Raw genomic sequence first — 3,352 nt, 5'->3', positions numbered from 1 at the left:
GAGGTTTATTTGATAGTTGATTACTATCAAATAAGATGGCAATTTTTCCGCAGTTTCGGCTCGTTCAAGACGACATAAAGGGTGCTTCAAAAACACCGAATTGCCTGGCTCCGACGCGGACTGGCACGGGACTGCAAAAGTTGGCTTGCTGCTGCCGCCCCCCAACCCCCGGCAACGGCTGACGGCAGGCCCCACAGCGCGGCTGGCCCTAGGTGGCCCAGAGGGACCCGCTCTGACTCCCGGCGCCGTCCGCTACAGCGGGGCCATAGGCGCCGTTTCGGGGCCGAGACGCGTCCACTCTGGCGCAGATGGGCGGGTTTTGGGGCCTCTAGGCAACTCTGCCGGCCAACTCCGACTCGCACTTGGGGATTAGCTTGAATACCGTCTCAGGCTCAGGCCGAACATATTCCGGCAGTTCCTGCAGTACTTCCTCAAGGACTTCTGCCGTCATGTCGACGACCTCACAGCCGTATTCCTGACGGGTTCCCTCTGGATGTTCGTCTTTCCATTCCCGGAAGTTTCTTTCCTCGAAGTAGACCATCGCGCCTAGACCGACTACGGGAATAGCGACCACAGCCCGCCGAATCCGAGCCTTTGCTTTGGTCTTCATGACCGCTTTGGCCACAGCCGTAGAAGTTGCAGCCGTAAGTGTCGCTGCTGTTTGGATTCCCAAGGTGATTGCACCGATTGTTGTCGTCAGCAACAGTAGACACAGCGCCCCAAGAAACATGGTGTTGCGAAAGAAAGCAAGCAATTTCTTCATTGTCCTCTCCTCAGCTATTTTTCAAATACTATATGGTGTCTGACGTCAATTACCTTTGTCCGGAATTATTCTGACTAAGGGCCAGATTACGACGATCACAGCGCTCTAATCTCATCAGTCGTATGCCAAGCGGCATCGGCCACTGTCGAACCAAAAGCCGGAAGGGCCAAGCAGCTCACAAAGTGTCGGTCTGCCTCTATTGGCTGTGGCATTCACCAGCACCAGCGGACACCGTTGCTAGTTGGCTTGGGCACAGCGTCATGCTGCACGTGATGCAGTCGGTTTCCCAGGAACCTCCGGTGCTTTCAGCCGCCATGAGCGCGACGGGCCGGTGTGCGGGGCTAACATTCAACCCGAGCCAGCGGAAATGCGATATAGTCTGGCGGTGTCTATTTACCCGACAGTTCTGCCATTTCGATGCCTGCGAATCTAGATAAAAGGACAAAAAGGACTGGGTTAATAGGGACGTTACTGTTGGTGGCGGCTATTTTGTTTCTTGCAGACGGAAACCATGAATTTGCTGGCGGCCTGGCTTTCATGGGCATGTGCGTTTGGCCTGATATCAGCGAATACTGGAAAGCGCGTTCCAAGAAGGATTAGCGACGCTTCTGATAAGTGCTATTCTTTCGTGGGAGCAAACGTTTCGGGGATCTACACGAAATCCGACTGGATTCGCAAGGAATTCATCTACAGGCGGTGTCCCCCTCCCTCATAACCGGACCACGAATAGCTAGAATTTCACTAGGCTAATGGCCGTGACCCGAGTCACAGCTTACGACCAGGCTCTCCGGCGATCTCCAACCAGTCGTGACCGTAGCTATTTGCCATTGTATCTGCCCGGGATCGTGACTCATGAGGCAGTTCGATATTTTTATCTTACGACGCTAGAGACCGCGGGAAACCAATCACTGGCCTGGGCCAGACCGCGCACAGGCTAGACGTCGAGACCTATTGTCAACCTCCCCAACTTAGGTCCAGTCATAACTAGAGATTCCGGCATGGCCGCGGTCGGTTAGGAATTCGATTGGGGAGACGTCTCCCAGAGATTCGTGCGGGCGAACCGTGTTGTATTCTTTCAGCCAGCGCTCAGTCTCTTCGCGGACCTGACTGAGATTCATGAAGCACCAGGCATCCAGCACGCCGTCGCGGTAAATTCCGTTGAACCGCTCGACGAAGGCATTCTGTGTGGGCTTGCCGGGCTGAGTGTATTCAATGACGATGTTGCGCTGCTCGCACCAGGCGACGAAGATCGCGCTCGTGAACTCCGGTCCGTGGTCGACGCGAATGCGTTCCGGCGCACCCCGGATGAGCAGGATCTGGTCCATGACGCGCGTAATCCGCGCCGCCGTCAGCGAGATATCTATTTCCACCGCCAGCGCCTCGCGGTTGTAGTCGTCGATGACGTTGAAGGTCCGGAAACACCGCCCATCGAGCAGCGCGTCGCTCATGAAGTCCGCGGACCAGGCCTGATTGGGCCGGACCGGCTGCACCAGCGTCTCCGGTGCTTCGGACTTGTAACGGCGTTTGAATCGCCGGCGGATATTGAGCTTCATGTCGCAGTACACCCGCCAGACGCGCTTGTGGTTCCAGGGATGCCCCGCCTTGCGGAGCAAAACGAACAGTTTTCTGAAGCCGAAGCGGGGATGCCGCTCGGCCAGTTCAGTCAGGGCCTCGATAATCGGACCGTCATCGGGCCGCTTGCACTGGTACCGCTTCACAGAGCGACTCAGTCCGATGACTTGGCAAGCCCGGCGCTCGCTGGCTTCATGCGCTGTGATCGCGTAGTCGGCCAGCCCGCGACGCGCGCTGGCCGTCAGAGCTTTTTTTCGACGATATCCTTCAGGATCTTGTGATCCAGAGACAGATCAGCGTACATCTGCTTCAGGCGCCGATTCTCGGTCTCGAGCTCCTTGAGTCGGCGCAGGTCCGACGCTTCCAGCCCGCCGTACTTCGACCGCCACTGGTAGAACGTCGCGTTACTGATGCCCAGCTCTCGGCAAATGTCCTTCACCGCGACACCCTGCTCGGCCCGCTTCAGGGCGCCGATGATCTGCTCTTCACTGTACTTGCTCTTGCGCATGATGACCTCCTGGTCAAGACCGCCATCATGCCGAAATTCCAGTTATCCGTGGTCCGATTTTAAGGGAGGGGGGCACTATCGCTATCGGAAAAATCCTACACGACACTTCCGAAAATCCTACGGATCACCGGGCGTTTTCCCGATTGCGCTCGGTCGGGCCCGCAGGCACACTGGTAATCCCCCCTTTTTTGGTTCAGCCCAGAAGTAGAGCCTAGGCCACGAGGGCCAACTTCTGTTTCGGGGTGATGCCACCCAGGGCCATACTCGGCCGTTCGTGATTGTAGGTCCATAGCCATCGTGTTGCATACTCACGCACCTGATCAATGGTCCTGAACAAGTACTGGTTGAGCCAGTCATAGCGGACCGTCCGGTTGTAGCGCTCGACATAGGCATTCTGCTGCGGCTTTCCGGGCTGGATGTATTGGATACCGATCTCGTGCGTCTCGGCCCAGGTTCTCAACGCTTCGCTGATGTACTCCGGCCCGTTGTCACAACGCAGGACTTTGGGC

Annotated in this window: 3 protein-coding genes; all 3 read right to left on the bottom strand. The window is 56.8% G+C overall.

Going from position 1 to position 3,352, the window contains the following annotated elements:
- Positions 1–328: 328 nt before the first annotated feature.
- Entirely contained in the window at positions 329–763 is a 435-nt protein-coding gene (locus VJ956_RS12600) for a hypothetical protein (protein WP_324085393.1), read from the bottom strand.
- Positions 764–1,731: 968 nt separating this feature from the next.
- Positions 1,732–2,843, bottom strand: a protein-coding gene (locus VJ956_RS12595; protein ID WP_414674442.1) for an IS3 family transposase whose coding sequence is annotated in 2 segments (ribosomal slippage) — positions 1,732–2,591 and positions 2,591–2,843 — 1,113 coding nt in all. Because the reading frame shifts where the segments join, the coding sequence is not laid out codon by codon here.
- Between the two features lie 211 nt (positions 2,844–3,054).
- The coding region (locus VJ956_RS12590; RefSeq protein WP_324085392.1) for an integrase core domain-containing protein at positions 3,055–3,352 on the bottom strand (298 nt) is incomplete at its 5' end.

The sequence above is a fragment of the Marinobacter sp. genome, assembly GCF_035268745.1.
Classification (GTDB): domain Bacteria; phylum Pseudomonadota; class Gammaproteobacteria; order Pseudomonadales; family Oleiphilaceae; genus Marinobacter.
The sequence above is the reverse complement of the archived record's forward strand: the minus strand, read 5'-3'. Positions and strand labels throughout refer to the sequence as shown.